This window comes from Ruegeria sp. C5 (genome assembly GCF_056537605.1).
The window spans coordinates 14,797-32,504 of record NZ_JBQFRX010000001.1; the positions used below are offsets into that span (position 1 = coordinate 14,797).

Below are 17,708 nucleotides of genomic sequence, written 5' to 3' on the forward strand. Positions count from 1 at the left end.
TTGGCCGTCAACCTTCTTTTATCTTTCCCGCCGGGGCGGGCTGTGCCTTACAGCGGCTTCAAATCAGCAGCCATTTGGCGGCCGTCACGTCCGTCCTGCAACTCGTACGAGACTTTCTGATTGTCAGCGAGTCCGGTCAGACCGGATCGTTCTACGGCCGAGATATGAACAAACACATCTTTGCCCCCTTCATCGGGCGCAATAAAACCATAGCCTTTGGTTGTATTAAACCATTTCACGGTGCCGGTTGGCATTTCCCGTGTCTCCTTCTACTTACAAGTTGTCCCACAAATTGGTGGGGGCCTTGGCTGGCAAAACCGCCACACGTCACTGTTCGCCCTCACGATACAGCCCGGGTCGCGTGTTTCGCCTTTTTCAACATTACACGGTGAAGTAAAAAATCAAGAATAACTGGGGCAGCCTGATGGGTTTGTCTAAATTTGCAGCGATTACAGGATTAGTTAGATAATGCAGCTATATGGGTTAAAAACTTGCGATACGTGCCGTAAGGCATTGAAACTGCTTCCAGATGCGGTTTTCGTTGATGTCCGCGCGCAAGGGGTTCCCGAAAATGTGCTGTCCGAGGCGTACGAGACTTTCGGCAAAGCCTTGCTCAATACGCGATCAACAACCTGGCGGGGATTGGATGATGACACACGCAATCGACCGGTGCTCGCGCTGTTGGCTGATCATCCGACCCTGATGAAACGCCCATTGATAGTATCCGATGGTCAGATGTATCTGGGCTGGACGCCTGAAACCCTTCAGGCCCTTGGTGTTGCCTGAAGAACTGCTTATGTGACACGGGCAACAAGCGGAGACCTGTGAATGCGAAACGCTGCCATGATTTTAGGCGTCATTGCCGGGCTGATCGGGATGATCGTCGGCTTTTTTGGCTACGGCTTTGTGGAACTGATCGACCAGTTTGGTGAGATCGAAGGCATTGCCGAGCAGGTAGAGAACCCCGAGTTGATCCAGACGGCTTCGATCGTGGCGCCTTTGTTGGCAATCGTTGGCGGGGCGATGGCCCATTCGCGGGCTCTGATTGCAGGCATTTTGCTGCTGATTTCTGCCGCTGGGATGTACTACGCCTTTGGCTTCGGTGTTTTCACCATGTTCCCGATTGCCTTTGCAGGCGCAGCAGGGTTGCTCGGGCTCGCCGCAGGAAAACCGGACGAGCCCAAGGCACATTTCTAGGTCACTTCAGGCGTAATAACCGATCCAGAGACAGCGGACCCGCGCCGTTGATCACAATCACCAGCAGCAGGAATGTCCACATCACGCGCTGATCCATCAACGTAATTGCGTTGTCGAACAAGCCGCCCAGTTTGATGCCATGCCCGGTGACATCGGTCAGTGTTTGAACCCAGACAAATCCGATCATGCCAAGCGCGGCAAGGCGCGTCAGCAGGCCGACCAGCAAAAGCACAGGCAGGACAAATTCGGCCACTGTGCCAAAGAAGATGACGACCCGCTGGAAAAAGGTCATCTGAGTCACATCATACAGCACCGCCTCTGCAGCTTTGGGAAAGATCTGGCCGAAGGCTCCGGCCGATGGCGAAAAGATCGAGCCGTCGATTTTCAGCGTGGCCGAGTTCCAGTAGTAGACGAACAACACGGCGATAAAGACCACCCGAGCCAGGGTTGGTGTCAGCCAACCGGACGCGTGATCCGCTTTTTCCATCGCATTATTGTAAGTTGAGATCAGGGCAGTCATGTGTCCAGCCTTTCGATAGTCACAGAAGTTATTGCACCGCCCTGCAAAAGCAGTGCCAGAGTGGTTCCAAGATCAAATTCGGGTGTTTCGGCCATGGTGGATTCAAATGCCTCACCGATGGATTTGCCATCCTGAATCAGCGCGATCCATGCCGCACCACCCGGTAGCAATGGGTGTGGGGCAGGGTCGTATTCGGGACGCATGATCAAAATATCCTGAGCGCCCGCCTCGGGTTTCGGCGCGCCTTCTTCGGTGTTATATAGCCAGATCGCATGTACGGGCCAGCTTGAACGCAACACCTGCACCGACGGCGCGAGGGTCAGTTTGGCTTGCATCAAATCTTCCGGTGGCAAGCTGAGCGCTTCGGCATCTATGGGTTGTCGATCAGCGGCGTGGTAAGCCCTACGCAGCGCCAGTTCCAGACGGGCAACATCCGGCAGGTAGCCCAGATGCGACAACTGCTCCATTCCTTCCAGAAATTTAGGGAATTCCTCGCCATAAAACATCATCAGGGGTGAGGACGGCGGGTGCTGGCGCAAGAATATTCCAGCCAGCCCGTCCATATTCTGGGGGCCCAGAAGTTTTGTGATGACCGGGAAGGCTTGATGCATCGCCTCGGTCAGCGAGACGGCGACGTTGTTGCGATAGACGCTGAAGCGACGACCGGCGGGCTGCGCCTCGGCGTCCAGCAACCCATCGGGAATGGGCTTGTTGGCATCTAGCAGTGCCATGTGGAATGTCGTTTGCGACACGCTCATGCGGGCACGCGATCCAGCGCTTTTTGCGCGCGCTCGGCTTCGGCCCGTAACACCGGCCAGTCTGGCACATCGGTGTCCCATTCAATCAACAGGGGTTTGGGGCCGGATTTGTCTAGTACGTAGTCCAGCAGCGCCCAGACCGGGTCCACCACTTCGCGCCCGTGGCTGTCGATCAGCAAGGGATGTCCATGATCGTCCTCGTCCTCATCATGCCCGCCCAGGTGAATCTCACCGACTTGGTCCAGCGGGTAGGCATCAATATAGCCCTGCGGTGAGAAATCCAGATTGGTGGCTGAAACAAAGACGTTGTTCACGTCCAGCAACAGCCCGCAGCCGGTGCGCCGGGTGATTTCGCGCAAGAAATCAGGTTCCGACCATGTGCTTTCCTCGAAGGCCAAATAGCTTGAGGGATTCTCTAACAGCATTTGCCGCCCGACCACCTCTTGCACCTGATCGATATGGTCGCAAACGCGGGCCAGAGTCGCATCAGTATAGGGCAGAGGAAGTAGATCGTTCAGGAAATGGCTGTCATGGGTTGACCATGCCAAATGCTCCGAAAAGCTGGCCGGGTTCAACCAGCCGACAAGATGCTTCAGGCGGTCCAGGTGATCTGGGTCAAGTGGCGTTTCGCCGCCGATCGACAGCCCGACACCATGCACTGAAATCGGGAATTGTTCGGACAGGTGACGCAGTTGTGCCAGAGGTCTGCCACCATCGCCCATATAGTTTTCGGCATGAATCTCTAGCCACGCCACAGGCTTGGCCTGTTCAAGAACCTGCGAGAAATGCTGTGGTTTGTAACCAACGCCCGGTGCTGCAGGCAGCCGGTTCGATCTGAGCGCATTGTCCAACATTTGCAAATCCCCTGATCACGTGGAAAGGGCGGGCGATCCTGCCCGCCCTTTCTGGTTCATTCGGAAAAGCCTTATGCAGGCAGGTCACGCTCCAGAGGCTCAAGCGAGCCTTTGCGATCTGCACCGTCTGCTGTTTTAGGCAGCTCGATGTCGGCGCAGGTGCCTGCGTCAACCAGGGTCCATGCGTTGCCCTGATAGTCGACGGTCGAAGTGCCCGCGCAAGTTGTGCCGGGGCCGGCTGCACAGTCGTTCTGACCCGCCAGAGAAACGCCATAGCACTTTTCTTTGGCCTGGGCTGTTGCGGTTGTGGCCGCGCCGGAAACGGCTGCAGCAACTGCGCTTGCGATAACCAGTGTTTTTGCAGTGTTCGACATCTTGGTAATCCTTGTTAATGACTGCGTATGTCTGCTTGTGACAACGACAAGGTAATGGTTCAGGGGCAGCAGTTGAATTCACGAGCCCGTGTCTCACAACCCCGTCAAAGGTCGTCATGCACCCTTGAACGTTAACAAATTGTTTTTGAATTGAAAAATGATATTTGTTTCAATCCGGCCCAAAATAACGGGCCGGATTTCTAGCGGTTTGCTGCCGAATGTTACAGCAGATCGGGGGGCGTTGTAGCCACGCTCAACTCATTTGTTACAGCCTCAAGCGATTGGACCCGCGTCTGTTTTTCGCCAAGGCGACGGACACTGACCGTGCGATCTTCGACTTCACGGTGACCAACGGCCAGAATGATCGGCACTTTGCCAACCGAATGTTCGCGGACTTTATAGTTGATCTTCTCGTTGCGAATATCCGCCTGGGCGCGGATGCCTGCTGCGCGAAGGGTGCTGACCACTTCGGCCACATACTCATCGGCCTCGGAGGTGATCGAGGCCACAACGACCTGGCGCGGGGCCAGCCAGAACGGCAGCTTGCCCGCGTGTTCTTCGATCAGAATGCCGATGAAACGTTCAAACGAGCCCAACGTCGCGCGGTGCAACATAACTGGGCGGTGTTTGCCACCATCAGCGCCGATATACGTGGCGTCCAGTCGCTCGGGCAGAACAAAGTCCACCTGATGCGTGCCGCATTGCCAATCCCGCCCGATCGCATCGGTCAGAACAAACTCGAGTTTCGGGCCGTAGAATGCCCCTTCACCCGGGTTGAGTTCCGGCTCGATCCCAGCCGCGCGGGTTGCGCTGAGCAGGGCGGCTTCAGCCTTGTCCCACACTTCGTCCGATCCTGAGCGTTTTTCCGGCCGGTCCGAGAATTTGACCGAGAAGTTCTCAAACCCGAGGTCTTTGTAGATACCGGACAGGAACCGAATGAACTCAGCGGTTTCGGATTCGATCTGGTCTTCGGTGCAGAAGATATGGCCATCATCCTGGGTAAAGCCACGCACGCGCATGATGCCGTGCAGCGCGCCCGAAGGTTCGTACCGGTTACACGATCCGAACTCGGCCATGCGCAGAGGAAGGTCGCGATAGGATTTGAGACCCTGATTGAAAATCTGCACGTGGCAGGGGCAGTTCATCGGTTTCAGAGCGTTGACCGCCTTTTCCCGTGCATGTTCCTCGTCCACTTCGACGATGAACATGTTCTCTTGGTATTTGTCCCAATGACCCGAGGCTACCCACAGCTTGCGGTCGACGACCTGAGGGGTGTTGACCTCAACATAGCCACCTTTGCGCTGTTGCCGACGCATGTAATCTTGCAGAAGAGTGTAGATGGTCCAGCCATTAGGGTGCCAGAAAATCTGCCCTGGGGCCTCTTCCTGCATGTGGAACAAATCCATCTCGCGACCCAGCTTGCGGTGGTCGCGCTTGGCGGCTTCTTCCAACATGTGCAGATGAGCCTTCAGCTTTTCCTTGCCGGTGAAGGCCACGCCATAGATGCGCTGTAGCATTGCGCGGTCGCTGTCGCCGCGCCAATAAGCCCCGGCGATTGACATCAGCTTGAACGCGTCGCCCGGCAGTTGACCGGTGTGCTGCAAGTGCGGGCCACGGCAGAGATCCTGCCAGTGACCGTGCCAATACATGCGCAGTGGTTCATCACCCGGGATGGATTCGATCAGCTCAACTTTATAGGGCTCATTATTGGCCTTGTAGAACTCGATCGCGCGATCGCGGTCCCAGACCTCGGTGGTCACCGGGTCACGCTTGTTGATGATCTCTTTCATCTTTTTCTCGATGAGGCCGAGATCTTCGGGCGTAAACGGTTCCTCACGGTCAAAGTCATAGTACCAGCCGTTTTCTATGACGGGGCCAATGGTGACCTTGGTTGCGGGCCAAATCTCTTGCACGGCGCGGGCCATGACATGCGCCAGATCGTGTCGGATCAGCTCATTGGCTTGCGCCTCGTCCTTCATGGTATGAATAGCGATTTGCGCGTCGGCTTCGATTGGCCATTGCAGGTCCCAATGCTGTCCATTCACCGTGGCAGAAATGGCTTTTTTCACCAGCGAGGTCGAGATGTCGGCGGCGACCTGTGCGGGCGTAACGCCTGCTTCATAGGATCGGGAATTGCCATCGGGAAAGGTAAGGGAGACTGACTGTGAGTCCAGGGCCATATCGGCTCTCCTCGTCGGTTTGGCGCCCACTGAACGCCCGGTTGCGGGTTATGTATGCTCGGCTCATGTGGCAGGTGGGGACACAGGTGTCAAGGGCAGGAGCGAGGGGCCAGCCCCTCGCACTCCCCGAGGTATTTTTAGCCAGATGAAGAAGGATCGGGCAATTGCAGAGAGGTGCGTGACATGCATGATGGGCTGACAAGCAATGAGGGTAGCATGGCAGAGGCAGAATTTCTGGAAACCGCGCAGGGACGACGTCTGGCGTATCACAAGAGTGATGGGCGCGGGCCGACCATCGTTTTTCTAGGTGGCTTGAAATCAGATATGGAGGGCACCAAGGCGCTGCACCTGGAAGCGTGGGCTCGCGCGCGCGGGCAGGGGTTCCTTCGGTTTGACTATTCGGGGCACGGTGAAAGCTCGGGCGCCTTTACTGACGGGTGTATCGGGGACTGGCACGAGGATACGCTGGCCGCAGTTTCTCGGTTAACTGATGGTCCGCTGGTTGTTGTGGGATCGTCGATGGGCGGGTGGCAAGCGCTGTTGCTGGCGCGTGTCATGCCCGAACGGATCGCAGGTATGGTGACAATTGCGGCGGCCCCAGATTTTACCGAGGATGGGTATTGGGCGTCGTTTTCGAACGAGCAGAAATCTGAACTAGAGACGGTTGGACATGTGGAACTGCCATCGGACTACATGGAGCCCTACGTCATCACCAAGCGGATGATTGAGGATGGGCGGCAGCGGTTGGTTTTGCGCGCTTCGCTTGATCTGCCTTTCCCTGTGCGTCTCCTGCAGGGGACAGCAGATACGGCCGTCTCGACCGATACGGCAGTGCGCCTGCTGGATCATGCCACTGGTCCGGACATGCAACTGCTGCTGGTCAAAGATGCGGATCACAGGTTTTCGGATGAGCGATGCCTCGGGCTGATTGAGCAGGCTCTGCGAGAAGTCCTGGAATGCACCTGATGCGTCGCCTGGGCTGGGTTTTGGCGCGGGTGATGGTGGGTTTGACGCTGGTTGGTGTGTTGATCTACGCCTTTGGCCCGCGCGAGCCAGTGGACCTGCATCCGCGTTTCGATCCGCGCAATTTTGGCGAGGGCGTTCAGGTTTACTTTGAAAGCATCGAATCCGCCTATGATGACATCGTGCCAGGTGTTGAAAAGCGCGTGATCTGGCAGGATGGTTTTGTTGAACAGCGGACAGCTTTTGCGGTGCTCTACATTCATGGGTTTTCCGCCACGTCCGAGGAGATCAGGCCAGTACCTGATCGCGTTGCGGACGCGTTGGGTGCCAACCTTGTCTACACAAGGCTTCAGGGGCATGGCCGCGATGGGGACGCAATGGCCGAAGGTACGGCGTCGGGCTGGATGCAGGATACAGCCGAGGCGTTGGCTGCCGCCAGGGCTGTTGGTGAGCAAGTCATTGTGCTCGCAACCTCGACGGGGGCGACCCTGGCCGCCGCGGCTGCGATGGACACGGAACTGAGCACTGATGTGGCTGCGTTGGTTTTGGTATCGCCGAACTTTGGCGTAAACTCGGCTGGTTCCTGGGTGCCATCCTTGCCGTGGGCCCGGCATTGGCTGCCGCCATTGATGGGACAGGACCGGGATGTCTCAAGCACTGATCCCGAGAAGAACATCTTTTGGACAACTGTTTATCCATGGGAGGCGGTCGTGCCGATGTTTGCCCTTGTAGATGCGGTCAATGCGCTTGACTTCTCGGGCGCGCGGGTTCCGGCGCTGTTCTGGTTTTCTGATGATGATCAGGTGGTGCGTCCGGATAAAATGCATGAGGCGGCCAAGACCTGGGGTGGTCAGGCGATGGTTTCATTGGTGACAATGGGGCCCGGGGATGATCCGACCTCACACGTGGTCGCGGGGCGTCTGATGTCACCGGGTCAGACCGACGCGGCGGTCGCGGGCATATTGGAATGGCTGTCAGAGCAGGGGATTCCGAAGCAAAGCGGGGGCTGAATATGCGTAGACCGGGCAGTATGTGGAGCCTTGAGACGTTGGGTCGCGTGCGACTATCCCGGCATTTTTTCATGCGTGATTTTCTATATTCCGAGATCGGGAACTTTCACGAATTGCAAAATATTCCCGACAACCCTGATCTTGCGATCGAGACCGGGCGCGCGTTTTGCGAGACCCTGCTGGACCCGCTGGAAGAAACCTTTGGTCGTATCGCGGTGCGCTCGGGCTATCGCTCGCGATCACTGAACCGGTTCGGGAACGAGAACAGGTTGAACTGTGCCCGCAATGACAACCCGTTGGAGTGCCACATTTGGGATTGGGGCGAAGGTGACGCACGTGTAGCAGGGGCGTCGGTGGTAATTCCGTGGTTTGCAGACCGTTATGCGCAGGGGCGCGATTGGCGCGATTTGGCGTGGTGGATGCATGACCATCTGGATTATTCCGAGATTTGGTTCTTTCCCAAACTATGCGCGTTCAATCTGGTTTGGCGGCCCAAGCCTGTACGGCGGATCGACAGCTACATCGCCCCGCGCGGCTGCTTGTTGCGGGCCGGGGCGGAGCCAGATGAACCGCTGGGCCAAAGGCAGGAACGCTATGCGGATTTCCCACCGTTTCGGGCGATCAGCTATCCGTGAAGTTTTGCTTGCCCGCCGTTGGCAAACCTCTCATCCTGTAACAAAACAATAACAACGAGCGGAGGGCACCGAGGTGATCGAGCCGTTGGTTTTGCTACCCGGATTGATGTGCGATGCACGGTTGTTTCAGGCGCAGATCACCGCGCTGTCGCGTGAACGTGCAGTTATGGTCGCACCGATCACCGGCGGTGAACGGTTCGAAGAAATCGCGCCGGGCTTGCTGGATCAACTGCCGCACCGGTTTGCTTTGTGCGGGTTTGGTCTGGGTGGTGGCGTCGCGCTTGAGATCGTGCGGCGAGCACCTGAGAGGGTGACACGACTGGCCTTGCTGGCGACGGATGCGCAGGCCGACACACCTCATATCGCGGCGAGTCGCGAAGACCTGATTGTTGGCGCGCAGGCGGGGAGGTTGGACGAAGTGATGCGCAAGCTGATCGGCTCGGACATGTTGTCTCCCGGTCCGCAACGCATCCCGATTTTGAACGAAGTGTTGCAGATGGCCGAGGAATTGGGCTCGGATGTGTTTGTGCGTCAGATAAGAACCCTGCAACGCCGTCCGGACCAACAAGGCACGCTGCGCCGGATCAGGATGCCCACGCTGATCATTTGCGGTGCCCATGATGCGGAGAATCCGGTCCGCAAGAATACCTTCATGGCTGATCTCATTCCGGATGCAGAGTTGCGCGTGATTGATGAGGCCGGGCACTATCCGACACTGGAAGCACCCGAATCCGTGATTGCGATGCTGCAGGATTGGCTCCGGAAACCACTGCGGCTGACCTAGTCGTAGAAAACCGCGCGCTGGTTCTTGGTCAGAACAGTTGGTTGCACCACCGGCCGACCGGTTTCAGAGTCAAAGAATGGCGTTTTCTTCCAGCTCCCGAACAGACGCGATTTTAGTACGCGTTTAAGCAGACCCATAGCGGCATAGCGGATTTTCTCATGAGACTGCTTGCTGTCAGCCCTTGGCACAAATCCACGCGTTGTAATGGGACCCAAACTGCTGGGGTGGGGAATACGTTTGACGATAAAACCCGCGAACGGAAATTTTGGAGTTGTCGGCGTCGTGGCCAGCGGCGCGTTGCAGCATCTGGCATACCATCGCAACATGCCCTTGGGGCTAAGTTGCATAGCTGCCAAGTGCTCGACCCCTGCATCGATCTTGATGTCTTCCGGTGACATCTGAAACACCTCGACTGGGTCGGGCGCAGGGTCGGGCTGTTCAAAATACAGCTGAGCCGCGCGGCAGTCATGGCAAAAACACACGACATGAGTGCCGGATACGACGCCGTGTTCAGTAATGCGCCCCGAAAGGGCGCCGCAATTGCAACGGAAAGGAAGGTCTCCTGCCGCTGCGCGGCTCATGCAACTTTGTTGCTATTGGCGGCTCGTTGACGGGGTTTGCGGCTGTTTTCATTCATGAAATCAATCACTAGCGGACGGATGTTGTCGCGCCAGCTGCGGCCCGCAAAAATGCCATAGTGACCCGCGCCGGGTTCAACATGGCTGGCCTTTTTGCTGTCGGGCAGACCCGTGCATAAATCCAGCGCCGCAATGCATTGCCCGGGGGCTGAGATATCGTCATTCGTGCCTTCGACCGATTTCACAGCCACATCAGTGATCTTGCCGATATCTACCTTGTGGCCGGCTACAACGAACTCGTTGCGCGCGATCTCACGGTTTTTGAAGACACGTTCAACGGTCGAAAGATAGAACTCGGCAGTCATGTCCATCACCGCCAGATATTCGTCATAGAACCGGTTATGGGCATCGTGGTCGGATGCCTCGTCACGAATAACGCGCTGGATCTGATCCGAGAACGCCTTACTGTGACGTTCGGCATTCATTGACATGAACGAAGCCAGTTGTAGCAAGCCGGGATACACCATCCGGCCTACGCCCTTGTATTTAAAGCCAACCCGCTGGATCATCGTTTCTTCCAACTGACCCATCGTTACACGGCGACCAAAATCCGTAACCTCGGTCGGAGTTGCGTCGGGGTCGACGGGACCGCCGATCAGGGTCAGGGTACTTGGCTGCGCCTTCGGCTCGACCTCGGCCAGATAGGCGGTTGCGGCCAGAGTCAGCGGTGCGGGCTGACAAACCGCAATAACATGCGTATCGGGGCCGAGCTCTTTCATAAAATCGACAAGGTAGAGCGTGTAATCCTCTACATCGAACTTGCCTTCGGACACGGGAATGTCGCGCGCGTTATGCCAATCGGTAATGTAGACCTCACAATTGACAAGCAGGCTTTTGACGGTCGAGCGGAGCAGGGTCGCGTAATGCCCCGACATCGGGGCAACCAGCAGCACCTTGCGTGGCTGTTCTTTGCGTCCATTAACGCGGAAATGGATCAGGTCGCCGAAAGGACGCTCAAGCACGGTTGTGATATCGACCAGATGGTCCTTGCCGTCTTCGCAGGTAAAGGTGCGGATGCCCCAATCAGGCTTGACGACCATACGCTGGAATGTGCGCTCGGTTACTTCGCCCCATGCAGCCATCCAGTTGAAGGCCGGGTTGGGTGTCATCGAGAACAGGGGGTAGGATGCCATCGCGCTTGCGGTTGCACCAAGCCATTGGTTGGTGTTACGCATGGTTTCCATCAGGTCATAGGTCATCATGTAGCGCATCGAATGTGCCTCCTGAGTATCAGCCTGAGAATTCGGACCATTCGCCGCTTTGCCCCCCGACGCCAACGACGTTATTCTGCACAGCAGCGAGACTAGGGGGGAATTGTTAAAATGACAACTACCGAAGACCAGACGCCAAAACTGACCGAAGAACATATTGAACGACTTAAAGAAAATATGGACAAAGTAGAAGAACTGTCCAAACGCCTGGTCGAGGTCATGGCCGGAAAAACGCCGCACACCCCCGCTCTGGATGGCCCGAATCAAGAGCTTTTTGCAAAAGCAGCAACTGCGTATTGGGCTGAAGCGTTTCAAAACCCCACAAAGCTGTTGGAGCAGCAAATTGAGTATTGGGGAAAATCGGTTCTCAACTTTGCGGAAGCGCAGAAAGCGATGACCCAAAGCGACGGGGATGTGCCCCCAGCCGCTACCAAAGATAAACGGTTTGCCAATCCAATGTGGGAAACCAACCCCTACTTTCGCCTCATTCGCCAGCAGTACCAAACCAATGCCGAAGCGATCGCGCAGGCCGTTGCATCGGTTGACGATTTGGAAACCAAGGATAAGCAGCGTCTGCAGTACTTCTCGCAACAGATCATAGATATGATGGCACCGACGAATTTTCTGGCCACCAACCCCGATGCGCTGGAAAAGGCGATCGAGACCGAAGGGCAGTCCCTGATACAGGGGCTGGAGAACCTCGTGTCGGACCTTGAGGCCAATGACGGCGAAATGGTTGTCAGACTTGCTGACGAAAGTGCCTTTGAGATTGGCGGGAATATCGCAACTACACCCGGCGACGTCGTCTATCGCAACCGAATGATGGAACTGATCCAGTATAAACCGGTGACCGAGACGGTGCACGAAACGCCGATCGTTCTGTTCCCGCCATGGATCAACAAGTTCTATATCTTGGACCTGAAGGCTCAGAACAGCCTGATCAAATGGGTGACAGAGCAGGGCTATACCCTGTTTGTGGTCAGCTGGGTGAATGCCGATAGCTCACACGCCGATATTGGGATGGAGGACTATATTCAGGAAGGGTTCCTGACCGCCATCGAAGAGGCGAAGAAAATCTGCAAGGTCAAGCAGGTCAATGCTGTTGGGTATTGCATTGCTGGTACGACGCTGAGCCTGACGCTTTCGCTGATGAAGCAGCGCGGTGACAAGTCGATCAAATCTGCCACTTTCTTCACCACCCTGACAGACTTTGGTGAGCAGGGGGAGTTCACGCCGTTCCTGCAAAATGACTTTGTAGATGGCATCGAAGAACAGGTCTCGAAGGATGGTATTCTAAAGGCATGGATCATCGGGCGAACGATGTCTTTCCTGCGATCCAGAGATCTCATCTATACTCCGGCGATCCGCAGCTACATGATGGGTGAAACACCGCCAGCGTTTGACCTGTTGTACTGGAACGGCGACGGGGCCAACCTGCCAGGCCGGATGGCGATCCAGTATCTGCGCGGTTTGTGTCAGAGCAACGATTTCGTCGACGACGGGTTCGAATTGCTTGGCCATAAGCTGCATATCAAGGATGTCGATGTGCCTTTGATGGCGATCACATGCGAGACGGATCATATTGCCGCGTGGAAGGATTGCTATCGCGGGGTACAGCAGATGGGCGCGAAGTCGAAGACCTTTGTGGTTTCCGAGTCCGGTCACATCGCGGGCATTGTGAACCCGCCCAGTAAGAAAAAATATGGTCACTATACCAATCCTGAGCTGAAGTGTGATGCTGATACATGGCTGAAAGAAGCTGACTTCCACGAAGGTTCGTGGTGGCCGATGTGGGAAGCGTGGTTAAAGAAGCGATCAGGCAAGCAGGTTCCCGCGCGCGATACCGGCGATTCGGATCATCCACGCCTTTGCCCGGCTCCGGGTACCTATGTTTTGGTCAAGGCAAACCGCTGATATCATTTTGAAACTCAAAAATTTCTGCGTTGCAGCAAGAAAAAGCTTGCAATGCTGCGATGCAGCAATCATATTGCCTTCAAGCTGATGAGAACCGGGGTGGGCCCGGAACGGCTAGAAGGATTTAGGACAATGGCAAAGACCCAAGACTTTACCGCGACCCTGAAAGACATGATGGGCGCGTTCCCGGTTGACACAACCGCTCTGGAAGACGCATTCAAATCGACCGCTTCTCTGAACGAAAAGCTGTCGGGTGTTGCTCTGGACGCAGCTGAGAAATCAGCTGAGATCTCGAACAAATGGACCAAAGAAACCCTGGCCAAACTGACCGAGATGTCGAAAGCAAAAACCGAGCCTGCGGATTACGCAAAAGCTGCAACCGACTTCGCAAGCGCGTCGGCTGAAGTTGCCGCTGAAAACCTGGCTGCTTTCGCTGAGATCGCGAAAAAAGTTCAGACCGAAACAGTTGAGCTGTTGATGGCGGCTGGCAAAGACGCTGCAGAAGATGCAACCGCAGCCGTCAAAAAAGCCACCAACGAGGTGACCGCTGCCGCAAAGAAAGCAGCAACCGCCAAGTAAGTAAGGCTGCGATATAGCACCCATTCCTCCCAAATGGTGTAATCGCTTCGGGCAGGTCGCTTGACCTGCCCTTTCTTTTTGTTCTGCAGTCGCATAACCTCTGCTGCAACGCATCATCCTTGGGGAGGGTACAGGGTGTCGGAACAAGACAAACCGCTGCTGATCAAGCGCTATGCCAGCCGTCGGCTGTATAACACCGAGACCAGCGATTACGTGACGCTTGAAGATATAGCCGGTTTCATCCGCGACGGGCGCGAGGTTCAGATCATTGACCTGAAAACCGGTGATGACCTGACTCGTCAGTATCTGCTTCAAATCATTGCCGAACACGAAAGCCGTGGCGAAAATGTTTTGCCGATTAATGTGCTGAACGATCTGGTGCGCAGCTACATGGTGCCGGGCGGGGGCATGATGCCGCAATTCCTGCAAAGCTCGTTCGACATGCTGCGCGAGAGCCAGTCCAAGATGATGGAAAACATGAACGCCATGAACCCAATGTCCCAGATGCCGGGGTTCGAGGCGATGCAGGCGCAGCAAAAGGCCTTTCTAAAAGCCATGACCGGTGGTCTGTCGGGAAACTGGTCGGGGCCGGATGATGAACAAGAAACATCGCCCGAACCCAAAGAGGATTTGGACGACATCAAAAAGCAACTTGCCGAGCTGCAGCAAAAACTATCGAAGCTGAGCTAGCCTGACCGATGCGCTGGCTGTCTGTTCTGGGCGCGTTGATCTGGGCCCAGACTGCACAGGCCCAAGGCCAGTTTACATCCGTGTGGGAACCTATCTGCACAATGGGTCGGGATACGGCTGCGGGCTGCGACGAGATTCGCGCGCGCGAAATTCTGGATGCAACGACCCCGCCCTGGCGCGCCATTGGCCGGGTCAATTTTGCCAGCCGCAGTCAGCGGTCCCATTGTACAGGCGTGCTGGTGTCTGAGCGGCTGGTTTTGACCGCGGCACATTGCTTGTACAACAGCGCGCGCAACCGCTGGATTCCTCCGGCCAGTATCCGGTTTGCCGCAGGGTATCAGCGCGGCGAGGCTGCCGCCGTGTCCAATGTATTGGCCTATCGGCTGGATTCGGAACAGGGGCGCGACGGTGTATTCAACAATCGCGCCGATCTGGATTGGGCCGTGTTGGAGTTGGCCGAGCCAATTGGAGAGCAGGTTGGTTTTTTCGATATTTCCCGGACTGTCCCGCAGATGGGCTCGTTCGCGGGCTATCCCGGATTGCGGCCCCACGTGCTCAGTCGCACCGATAGCTGTAATGCCGCACAGGCCGGCCAAGGGCTGATGCGCGCGATCTGCCCCGTCATGATGGGGGATTCCGGTGCGCCGTTTCTGATGCAAACAGAAACCGGGCTTGCCGTTGCCGGGATTTTGTCGCGCGTCGCGCCAACCCCTGACGGGATCGACGCATTGTTACTTTCAGTTCATGACCTTGATCTGCAATAGTACTGACGATCAGGTCCCGTAGACTGGCACCGGGCCGACAACCTCGCCAACAGAAGCCAGCAGGATGTCCGAGATTACGTCCAGTTCATCGCGCGTCAAACGCACGGGCAGACGTACATCGCAGGCCTTCATCAGCATCGCACGGGTCTGTGGCAGGTCGAACTGTTCGGGTAGGAACTGCCAGTTCCAGAAGGCACGAGCGTTATCCTGACTCAGGCCAAAGACCTGCACCTTGACACCGCGTGCCTCGGCTGCGGCGGCAAAGGCGCGGATTTCATCGTCGCTGAGGTCAACCAGATTGAATTGGATCGAATCCGGTGCGCGCTGCTCGGGTGTCAGGGGGGCAGGGACATCGATGTAGGGCGATGTGTTCAGACGATCAGCCACATAGTCATGGTTTGCCAGCCCGTCGCGGACACGGCGGGCTAGTTCGGGGATTTGTGGGCGAATGACTGCGGCGCTGAGGTTGCTCATGCGCAGGTTAAACAGTGGCAACTGGTTCTGCCATTTGGCAAAGGCCTGTTCCAGCTCTGGTGAGCCAGAGTGCTTTTTCCAGTTGTGTTCGTATGCGCCCGACATGATAACAGCGCGCGCCACAAGATCCGCATCGTCGCTGACCAGAATGCCACCTTCGCCTGCGTTGATCATTTTATAGGACTGGAACGAGAAGCAGCCGACCTTACCGATGGTGCCAATTTTGCGCCCATGCCAGGTTGTGCCCAATGAGTGGGCGGCGTCTTCGATCACCGGGATATCGCGCGCTTCGCACAGCTGCATGATCGCGTCCATGTCCGAGGTATGGCCGCGCATATGGCTGATGATCACTGCCTGCACGCTGTCCAGCTTGGCCGTGAAATCGGCCATATCGACGCGATAATTGTCCCCGACCTCGCACAGAACCGGAATGCAATCCGCGTGCACGATTGAAGACGGCACGGCGGCAAAGGTAAATCCGGGGATCAGAACCCGCGCATCGCGGGGAAGCCCAAGCGCCTTGAGCGACAAAAACAGCGCGGCAGAACAGGAAGAGACCGCCAGCGCGTATTTTGTGCCGAGCAGTTCGGCAAACTCTGTCTCCAGAAGAGCAACGGGCGCATCCTGAGGTGCGGTATAGCGAAACAGATCGCCTGACTTCATCAGGGCGTCGATTGCGTCTCGGGCGGCTGCGGGGATGGGTTCGGCTTCATGAACGTTGGGTACAAGCGTCATATTTGGATTTCCCGAATTTTATCTTTGGGAAATATAAATTCGATGTGCAGGCAAGCCAAGTCCCAATTCGCATCGTCAGCGAGATTTCACCAATTCGTCGTAAAGAATGTATTCAGATTCCCAGCCTGTCACGCAGCGCATACCAAGTCATGGCCAGTATCAGCAACGGCGTCCGCAAAGCAGGACCACCCGGGAATGGCACTGCAGGAACGCGGGCCATGGTATCGAACCCCTCAGCCTGCCCCTGGATCGCCAACGCCATGAGTTGCCCCGCATGGGTCGCGGTGCCGACGCCGTGGCCAGAATAACCCGAGGCGGACAGGATATTTGGCGCAACCCGGGTCAAATAGGGCATGCGCCGCATGGTGATGCCCAGCGTTCCGCCCCATGCGTAGTCGATTTTGACGTCACGCAGATGCGGAAAAATCTCGGTCATCGGCTTGCGGACTTTTGCGGCGATGTCCTCGGGGAAACGATAACCATAACTTTCGCCACCCCCAAACAGCAGCCTGCCATCGGCGCTTAGCCGGAAATAGTTTATCACGAACTTGGTGTCAGCAACGGCGATATCTTTGGCCAAAACTTTTTGCACTTCAGCGCCCAAAGGTTCGGTTGCCGCGATGAAATTGTTGATGGGCATCACGCGCGATGCAACTTGCCGGTTCAGATCTCCGAGGTATCCGTTGCAGGCCAGAATAACGTGATCGGCAGTGATCTTGCCCTTTTCAGTGCGTACAGTGACACGAGCGCCCTGATCGATGCCAAGAGCTTCGGTGTCTTCATGCAGTCTTAATCCGGCTCTGACAGCGGCACGCGCAAGGCCGAGGGCGTAGTTCAACGGGTGTAGGTGCGCGGCACCATTGTCCAGATACCCACCCGCATAGGCTGGTGAGGGGCAAAGTCCGCGCGCGGCATCGGCATCTAAAGTTTCGATTTGGTCGTATTTGTATTTACCCGACAGATGCGCCGCGTGATCATGTAGCTCTGCGCGCTCCGAGTTGTTAAAGCCCAGAACCGCAATGCCGGGCTTCAGGTCGCAATCGATCTGATGTTTTGAGATCAGAGATTTGACCAGATCCTTGGCTTCTTCGGCCAGATCCCAAAGCTTTAACGCGTCTTCATCACCGACAAGCCGTTCAAGATCCTCTTGATCCAAACGCTGCGCGCTGCCCAGTTGGCCTCCGTTGCGACCCGAAGCCCCAAAGCCCGCGCGATGAGCTTCCAGCAGGACAACATCGAACCCAGCCTCAGCCAGGTGCAATGCTGCCGAAAGGCCCGTATATCCGCCCCCGACAATGCAGACATCTGCGGAATGGTCGCCTTCAAGCGCCGGGTGGCGGTCAAAGGCGTGCGCCGTCGCGGCATACCAGCTTGGCGGGTACTCCGCCTTGCGGTCATTAGAATACAGCAGGTTCATCGCGTCTTTGC

Annotated in this window: 20 protein-coding genes; 10 read left to right on the plus strand and 10 right to left on the minus strand. The window is 56.5% G+C overall.

Features of this window, described 5'->3' with window-relative positions:
* Positions 1-47: 47 nt before the first annotated feature.
* Positions 48-254 (minus strand): cold-shock protein, encoded by a 207-nt coding sequence (locus tag ACR0AW_RS00100; RefSeq protein WP_008758035.1) that lies wholly within the window; start codon positions 252-254, stop codon positions 48-50.
* A gap of 214 nt (positions 255-468) precedes the next feature.
* On the opposite strand from ACR0AW_RS00100, the gene ACR0AW_RS00105 reads away from it, so the two are divergent.
* Together ACR0AW_RS00105 and ACR0AW_RS00110 are read left to right on the plus strand one after the other, a co-directional pair.
* On the plus strand, positions 469-786 hold the full coding sequence (locus ACR0AW_RS00105) for an ArsC/Spx/MgsR family protein (protein ID WP_170596070.1): 318 nt from the start codon (positions 469-471) through the stop codon (positions 784-786).
* Positions 787-828: 42 nt separating this feature from the next.
* Positions 829-1,197 carry a hypothetical protein gene (locus ACR0AW_RS00110; protein ID WP_170596068.1) on the plus strand — a complete coding sequence of 123 codons (369 nt, stop codon included), beginning with the start codon at positions 829-831 and terminating at the stop codon, positions 1,195-1,197.
* Between the two features lies 1 nt (position 1,198).
* Here the strand turns inward: ACR0AW_RS00110 and ACR0AW_RS00115 are convergent, their stop codons facing one another.
* The 5 genes from ACR0AW_RS00115 to thrS form a co-directional block, all read right to left on the minus strand.
* On the minus strand, positions 1,199-1,717 hold the full coding sequence (locus ACR0AW_RS00115; protein WP_170393639.1) for a DoxX family membrane protein: 519 nt from the start codon (positions 1,715-1,717) through the stop codon (positions 1,199-1,201).
* Positions 1,714-2,475 carry an HvfC/BufC family peptide modification chaperone gene (locus ACR0AW_RS00120; RefSeq protein ID WP_170731833.1) on the minus strand — a complete coding sequence of 254 codons (762 nt, stop codon included), beginning with the start codon at positions 2,473-2,475 and terminating at the stop codon, positions 1,714-1,716. The genes ACR0AW_RS00115 and ACR0AW_RS00120 overlap by 4 nt, the downstream gene beginning before the upstream one ends.
* The gene (gene bufB, locus ACR0AW_RS00125) at positions 2,472-3,329 is read right to left on the minus strand and encodes an MNIO family bufferin maturase (RefSeq protein ID WP_170731834.1); all 858 of its coding nucleotides are present in this window, start codon (positions 3,327-3,329) and stop codon (positions 2,472-2,474) included. Before bufB ends, ACR0AW_RS00120 begins: the two co-directional genes overlap by 4 nt.
* A 71-nt stretch (positions 3,330-3,400) precedes the next feature.
* Entirely contained in the window at positions 3,401-3,703 is a 303-nt protein-coding gene (locus tag ACR0AW_RS00130; RefSeq protein WP_010439128.1) for a BufA1 family periplasmic bufferin-type metallophore, read from the minus strand.
* A 221-nt stretch (positions 3,704-3,924) separates the two neighbouring features.
* Positions 3,925-5,883, minus strand: coding sequence for a threonine--tRNA ligase (gene thrS / locus ACR0AW_RS00135; protein WP_170731835.1), 1,959 nt, complete (start codon positions 5,881-5,883; stop codon positions 3,925-3,927).
* 216 nt (positions 5,884-6,099) lie between these two features.
* Here thrS and ACR0AW_RS00140 point away from each other — a divergent pair, with 216 nt between their 5' ends.
* From ACR0AW_RS00140 to ACR0AW_RS00155, 4 genes are all read left to right on the plus strand, one after another.
* On the plus strand, positions 6,100-6,849 hold the full coding sequence (locus ACR0AW_RS00140) for an alpha/beta fold hydrolase (protein WP_170731837.1): 750 nt from the start codon (positions 6,100-6,102) through the stop codon (positions 6,847-6,849).
* Positions 6,849-7,856, plus strand: a complete 1,008-nt coding sequence (locus ACR0AW_RS00145) for an alpha/beta fold hydrolase (protein ID WP_170731839.1) — start codon at positions 6,849-6,851, stop codon at positions 7,854-7,856. Before ACR0AW_RS00140 ends, ACR0AW_RS00145 begins: the two co-directional genes overlap by 1 nt.
* Before the next feature lie 20 nt (positions 7,857-7,876).
* Positions 7,877-8,491 carry a hypothetical protein gene (locus tag ACR0AW_RS00150; RefSeq protein WP_170732430.1) on the plus strand — a complete coding sequence of 205 codons (615 nt, stop codon included), beginning with the start codon at positions 7,877-7,879 and terminating at the stop codon, positions 8,489-8,491.
* Positions 8,492-8,564: 73 nt separating this feature from the next.
* Entirely contained in the window at positions 8,565-9,275 is a 711-nt protein-coding gene (locus tag ACR0AW_RS00155) for an alpha/beta fold hydrolase (protein ID WP_170393627.1), read from the plus strand.
* Here ACR0AW_RS00155 and ACR0AW_RS00160 read toward each other — a convergent pair.
* Complete coding sequence (locus ACR0AW_RS00160; RefSeq protein ID WP_170731841.1) at positions 9,272-9,856, minus strand: DUF6151 family protein; 585 nt, start codon at positions 9,854-9,856, stop codon at positions 9,272-9,274. The genes ACR0AW_RS00155 and ACR0AW_RS00160 overlap by 4 nt on opposite strands.
* Positions 9,853-11,124 carry a polyhydroxyalkanoate depolymerase gene (gene phaZ, locus ACR0AW_RS00165; protein ID WP_170404873.1) on the minus strand — a complete coding sequence of 424 codons (1,272 nt, stop codon included), beginning with the start codon at positions 11,122-11,124 and terminating at the stop codon, positions 9,853-9,855. The genes ACR0AW_RS00160 and phaZ overlap by 4 nt, the downstream gene beginning before the upstream one ends.
* A gap of 111 nt (positions 11,125-11,235) precedes the next feature.
* Here phaZ and ACR0AW_RS00170 point away from each other — a divergent pair, with 111 nt between their 5' ends.
* The 4 genes from ACR0AW_RS00170 (at position 11,236) to ACR0AW_RS00185 (ending at position 15,071) form a co-directional block, all read left to right on the plus strand.
* Positions 11,236-13,038 (plus strand): class I poly(R)-hydroxyalkanoic acid synthase, encoded by a 1,803-nt coding sequence (locus ACR0AW_RS00170; RefSeq protein WP_170731843.1) that lies wholly within the window; start codon positions 11,236-11,238, stop codon positions 13,036-13,038.
* A gap of 132 nt (positions 13,039-13,170) precedes the next feature.
* Positions 13,171-13,617, plus strand: a complete 447-nt coding sequence (locus ACR0AW_RS00175) for a phasin family protein (RefSeq protein WP_029621740.1) — start codon at positions 13,171-13,173, stop codon at positions 13,615-13,617.
* 135 nt (positions 13,618-13,752) lie between these two features.
* The gene (gene phaR, locus ACR0AW_RS00180; RefSeq protein ID WP_170404880.1) at positions 13,753-14,307 is read left to right on the plus strand and encodes a polyhydroxyalkanoate synthesis repressor PhaR; all 555 of its coding nucleotides are present in this window, start codon (positions 13,753-13,755) and stop codon (positions 14,305-14,307) included.
* 8 nt (positions 14,308-14,315) lie between these two features.
* The gene (locus ACR0AW_RS00185) at positions 14,316-15,071 is read left to right on the plus strand and encodes a trypsin-like serine protease (protein ID WP_170393616.1); all 756 of its coding nucleotides are present in this window, start codon (positions 14,316-14,318) and stop codon (positions 15,069-15,071) included.
* Positions 15,072-15,080: 9 nt separating this feature from the next.
* Here ACR0AW_RS00185 and ACR0AW_RS00190 read toward each other — a convergent pair whose 3' ends face one another.
* Together ACR0AW_RS00190 and ACR0AW_RS00195 are read right to left on the minus strand one after the other, a co-directional pair.
* Positions 15,081-16,280 carry an aminotransferase class I/II-fold pyridoxal phosphate-dependent enzyme gene (locus tag ACR0AW_RS00190; RefSeq protein ID WP_170731845.1) on the minus strand — a complete coding sequence of 400 codons (1,200 nt, stop codon included), beginning with the start codon at positions 16,278-16,280 and terminating at the stop codon, positions 15,081-15,083.
* A 112-nt stretch (positions 16,281-16,392) separates the two neighbouring features.
* Positions 16,393-17,697 carry an NAD(P)/FAD-dependent oxidoreductase gene (locus tag ACR0AW_RS00195; RefSeq protein WP_170731846.1) on the minus strand — a complete coding sequence of 435 codons (1,305 nt, stop codon included), beginning with the start codon at positions 17,695-17,697 and terminating at the stop codon, positions 16,393-16,395.
* Positions 17,698-17,708: the final 11 nt, after the last annotated feature.

What these genes read in the sequence shown, in the direction of transcription:
- ACR0AW_RS00190 (WP_170731845.1), bottom strand. Translation starts at nt 16,280, where the DNA reads ATGACGCTTGTACCCAACGTTCATGAAGCCGAACCCATCCCCGCAGCC.
- phaZ (WP_170404873.1), bottom strand. Translation starts at nt 11,124, where the DNA reads ATGCGCTACATGATGACCTATGACCTGATGGAAACCATGCGTAACACC.
- ACR0AW_RS00185 (WP_170393616.1), top strand. Translation starts at nt 14,316, where the DNA reads ATGCGCTGGCTGTCTGTTCTGGGCGCGTTGATCTGGGCCCAGACTGCA.
- ACR0AW_RS00145 (WP_170731839.1), top strand. Translation starts at nt 6,849, where the DNA reads ATGCGTCGCCTGGGCTGGGTTTTGGCGCGGGTGATGGTGGGTTTGACG.
- ACR0AW_RS00110 (WP_170596068.1), top strand. Translation starts at nt 829, where the DNA reads ATGCGAAACGCTGCCATGATTTTAGGCGTCATTGCCGGGCTGATCGGG.
- thrS (WP_170731835.1), bottom strand. Translation starts at nt 5,883, where the DNA reads ATGGCCCTGGACTCACAGTCAGTCTCCCTTACCTTTCCCGATGGCAAT.
- ACR0AW_RS00130 (WP_010439128.1), bottom strand. Translation starts at nt 3,703, where the DNA reads ATGTCGAACACTGCAAAAACACTGGTTATCGCAAGCGCAGTTGCTGCA.
- ACR0AW_RS00105 (WP_170596070.1), top strand. Translation starts at nt 469, where the DNA reads ATGCAGCTATATGGGTTAAAAACTTGCGATACGTGCCGTAAGGCATTG.
- ACR0AW_RS00100 (WP_008758035.1), bottom strand. Translation starts at nt 254, where the DNA reads ATGCCAACCGGCACCGTGAAATGGTTTAATACAACCAAAGGCTATGGT.
- ACR0AW_RS00115 (WP_170393639.1), bottom strand. Translation starts at nt 1,717, where the DNA reads ATGACTGCCCTGATCTCAACTTACAATAATGCGATGGAAAAAGCGGAT.
- ACR0AW_RS00140 (WP_170731837.1), top strand. Translation starts at nt 6,100, where the DNA reads ATGGCAGAGGCAGAATTTCTGGAAACCGCGCAGGGACGACGTCTGGCG.
- ACR0AW_RS00160 (WP_170731841.1), bottom strand. Translation starts at nt 9,856, where the DNA reads ATGAGCCGCGCAGCGGCAGGAGACCTTCCTTTCCGTTGCAATTGCGGC.
- ACR0AW_RS00120 (WP_170731833.1), bottom strand. Translation starts at nt 2,475, where the DNA reads ATGAGCGTGTCGCAAACGACATTCCACATGGCACTGCTAGATGCCAAC.
- ACR0AW_RS00170 (WP_170731843.1), top strand. Translation starts at nt 11,236, where the DNA reads ATGACAACTACCGAAGACCAGACGCCAAAACTGACCGAAGAACATATT.
- ACR0AW_RS00175 (WP_029621740.1), top strand. Translation starts at nt 13,171, where the DNA reads ATGGCAAAGACCCAAGACTTTACCGCGACCCTGAAAGACATGATGGGC.
- bufB (WP_170731834.1), bottom strand. Translation starts at nt 3,329, where the DNA reads ATGTTGGACAATGCGCTCAGATCGAACCGGCTGCCTGCAGCACCGGGC.
- ACR0AW_RS00195 (WP_170731846.1), bottom strand. Translation starts at nt 17,697, where the DNA reads ATGAACCTGCTGTATTCTAATGACCGCAAGGCGGAGTACCCGCCAAGC.
- ACR0AW_RS00150 (WP_170732430.1), top strand. Translation starts at nt 7,877, where the DNA reads ATGTGGAGCCTTGAGACGTTGGGTCGCGTGCGACTATCCCGGCATTTT.